Source organism: Paractinoplanes toevensis, from assembly GCF_018332695.1.
Classification (GTDB): Bacteria; Actinomycetota; Actinomycetes; order Mycobacteriales; family Micromonosporaceae; genus Actinoplanes; species Actinoplanes toevensis.
Genome location: NZ_BOQN01000186.1, coordinates 1 through 3,345, shown reverse-complemented (window position 1 = coordinate 3,345; position 3,345 = coordinate 1). Strand labels below are relative to the sequence as shown.

General features: G+C 66.0%; 2 protein-coding genes. One reads left to right on the top strand and one right to left on the bottom strand.

Annotated features, from left to right (window positions below; genetic code table 11):
• Nucleotides 1-53: 53 nt before the first annotated feature.
• Nucleotides 54-2,525, bottom strand: a complete 2,472-nt coding sequence (locus Ato02nite_RS49895; RefSeq protein WP_213013783.1) for an alpha-L-arabinofuranosidase family protein — start codon at nt 2,523-2,525, stop codon at nt 54-56.
• 173 nt (nt 2,526-2,698) lie between these two features.
• Here Ato02nite_RS49895 and Ato02nite_RS49890 point away from each other — a divergent pair.
• The coding region (locus tag Ato02nite_RS49890) for an arabinan endo-1,5-alpha-L-arabinosidase (RefSeq protein WP_213013782.1) at nt 2,699-3,345 on the top strand (647 nt) is incomplete at its 3' end.

The following is a 3,345-nucleotide window of genomic DNA, read 5'->3' as shown; positions in this document are numbered from 1 at the left end:
CCCGGCACCGGCCGCGGCCCCCAAGGACCCTCGGAGGAGCGTGCGTCGACTGATCATGACCGCTCCTTGATGCGGAGGAAGGTAACCGAGTTGGCCGGGAACGACCGGGTGAAGGTCGACCCGATCCCGTTGATCGTGCTGGTCACCGGCTGGATCGGCTCGGCCGAGCGGGTGTTCTGCTCACCCGGGTCACCGGCCAGGACGGTGATCTTCGCGGTCTTCGAGACCTTGATACCGCCGAGGTCCACTCTGGTCAGTGCCACCCTGTCCTGGGCATTGACCACCTTGACGATCAGCTCACCGGTGCGGTTGTCCCGGGTGACGACCTGGGCGAACGGCTCGGACACCTTGTTGTCGTCGAAACTGGCCCACTCGACGCCGTCCTTGAACAGCGTGACCTTCGTACCCCGTACCTGGATCTTGAGGTCGTAGATCTGGCCCGTCACCACTGTGTCCGGCCTGGTCAGGATCTGCTCCTTGGCGTCGGCGGAGCCGGACGCCTTCTCGACCGCGCCCTGGGTGTTGTTCCAGCCGCCCAGGTTCCACCAGTACCAGCTGTCCGAGTTCTTGATCCCGAACGGGATGAGGAAGCCCTCGGCGCCGGCCGTCTTGGTGGCCTTCAGCGTGACGTCGTAGTCGGTGGCGGTGATGTCGGTGGCCGCCGCGACCATCGTGTTGGTCGCCGCGGTGTCGGACTGCACGTAGGCGCCGTCCTGCACCGACCAGGTGCCCCGGTTGGACAGCGAGGTCCAGCCGTCCGCGTTGCCGTCGCCGAAGTCGTCGGAGAGCAGCGTGGTGCCGTCCGGAGTGGTGACCTTCAGGTCGTCGTACTTCGCCGCGGTGGCCCAGGTGGACAGGCCGACCCGGCCGGTGATCGGCTTCGGCTGGACGACCGCGCCGGTCGTTGTGCTCGGGACGACCCGGTCGCCGACGTTGGTCATGAACAGCTTCTGCATCTGGTAGCTGGTCGTGCCCCACGACTCGTCGTTGTCGAACCAGATCAGGTCCGGCCGCCACTGCACGTTGTCGATGTTGGCGTACAGCGGCGCGTAGGACGCCATCTTCACCACGTCGGCATTGCGCTCGAGGCCGGTCATATAGGCCGCCTCGGCCAGCGAGTTCGCGAACTTCGCATCCAGCGAGGCGTACTCACCCAGGAAAACCTTCGGACCACTGCGATCGTACGAGTCGTAGCGCGCATTGTTCTGCAGGAACCAGGACGGGCTGTTGTAGTAATGCTCGTCGACCATGTCGCTGCCGGCCGCCTTGTTCTTGGCCCACAGGTTGTCGAACGTGGCACCGGTGTCGTCCGGCCCGGAATTGCTGATCACCGTGACGTTCGGGTACTTCGCCTTGATCGCGGCCCGGAACTGCAGGTAGTTCGCGAAGTACTCCTCCGGCAGGTTCTCCTCGTTGCCGATCGCCACCTTGCTCAGCCCGAACGGCTTCGGGTGGCCCATCTGCGCCCGCACCCGGCCCCAGGTCGAGGTGACCGGCCCGTTGGCGAACTCGATCAGGTCGAGAGTGTCCTGGATGTACTTCTGCAGCAGCGCCGGGTCGTTGGTCGCCCGGTTCTGCCCACAGCCGGTGACCAGGGCCGGCAGGACCGGCAGCGGCTGGGCGCCGATGTCCTCGGAGAACTGGAAGTACTCGTAGTAGCCGAGGCCGTAGCTCTGGTTGTAGCCCCAGAAGTTGGCGTTGGTGGCTCGGGTCTCGACCGGTCCGACCGTGTCCTTCCACTGGTAGGAGCGGGCCCGCGGGTAGTTGTTGGCGGCGTCGTAGCCGTACATGCTGCCGGTGTTGACCAGGCAGCCGCCGGGGAAGCGAACGAAGCCGGGCTTGAGCGCCGCGACCTTCTCGGCGAGGTCCCGGCGAAGGCCGTGACCCTTGTAGGTGTCCCGGGGGATGAGCGAGACCTCGTCCAGCCGCGCCGATTTGTCCACCGAGACGGTCAGGCGGCCGGCGTCCGTCGTGGTGGTGGCGCGGAGTGTGCCGGTGTACCTGGTCCAGGTGTCGGTCGTGACCTTCCGAGCGAGCGTCGCACCGCCCAGGGCTACGTTCAGGGTCGCGCCGGCATCGGCGCGTGCCCAAACCGAGAAGTCGTAAATATTGCCCTTTTTGGTGGCGATGCCGCTGTTGTAGCCGGCGTTGGTGAGTCCGGCGCTGCCGGTCACCCGCAGATACGTGCGGTTGCGGTCGTTGAGCCGGGCATCGTCGTTGACCGTGGTGGCGGTGCCGGTGACGGTCCAGCCGGTGAGTCCGTTGTAGCCACTGCGGTCGGCCGGCAGAAACTCGAAGGAGCGGTTGCGGACGAGCTCGGCGTAGAGACCGCCGTCCGCCGCGAAGTTGATGTCCTCGAAGAAGACGCCGTACATCGAGTCGTCGATGGCGGCGCCGTTATCGGACGGATGCACGGTGATGGTGTAGTCGGGATCCGCGGACGCGGCTGCCGGGGGTGCCACCGCGAGCGGCAGAGCCGCCAGTGCGACGGCCGTGCCGGCGATCCGTGTTCGTAGTCGGGGCATGACGGGGTCCTCCCGAGATGTCCATGTGCACGTCAACATCATGTAGCCGCCGACGGCCAACCTTCTTTGCGGATACGTACTGCTGAAGGCCGCTGCAATCCCTTGACGTTCATCGATGTGAACGTTCACTCTAGCCGTAACACCCCGGAAATGTCAGCGGCGAGAGGAGTCTCATGTCGTTTCGCAGGAAAGCGCTTGCCGGAGCAGTCGGCCTGGTAGCGGTCGGTGCCCTGGCGGTCGGAGTCGGGTCGGCCGACGCGGCCACCTACCCCGGCCCCGGCGCGGTCACCGGCAGCATCAACGTGCACGACCCCGGCATCGTGAAGAAGCCGGACGGCACCTACCTGATCGCGCACACCGGCAACAACATCACGCTGAAGACCTCGACCGATCGCACCGCGTTCAAGGATGCGGGGGTGGCCTTCCCGAACGGGGCCTCCTGGACGACCGCCTACACCGGCGGCAGCGCGAACCTGTGGGCGCCCGATATTTCGTACCGTAATGGCAAGTACTGGATGTACTACTCGGCGTCCACCTTCGGGTCGAACCACTCCGCGATCTTCCTGGCCACCAGCACCACCGGCGCCTCCGGCAGCTGGACCAACCAGGGCCTGGTCATCGAGTCCAACACCAGCGACAACTTCAACGCGATCGACCCGAATCTGTACGTCGATCCGTCCGGCAACTGGTGGCTCAGCCTCGGCTCGTTCTGGACCGGGATCAAGCAGGTCCAGCTCAACGCGTCCACCGGCAAGCGGCTCAACACCACCATCCGCTCGCTGGCCGGCCGGGGCGGCGGCGCGATCGAGGCACCGTTCCT

Coding starts and splice junctions, on each gene's coding strand:
- Ato02nite_RS49895 (WP_213013783.1), bottom strand. CDS start 2,525: ATGCCCCGACTACGAACACGGATCGCCGGCACGGCCGTCGCACTGGCG.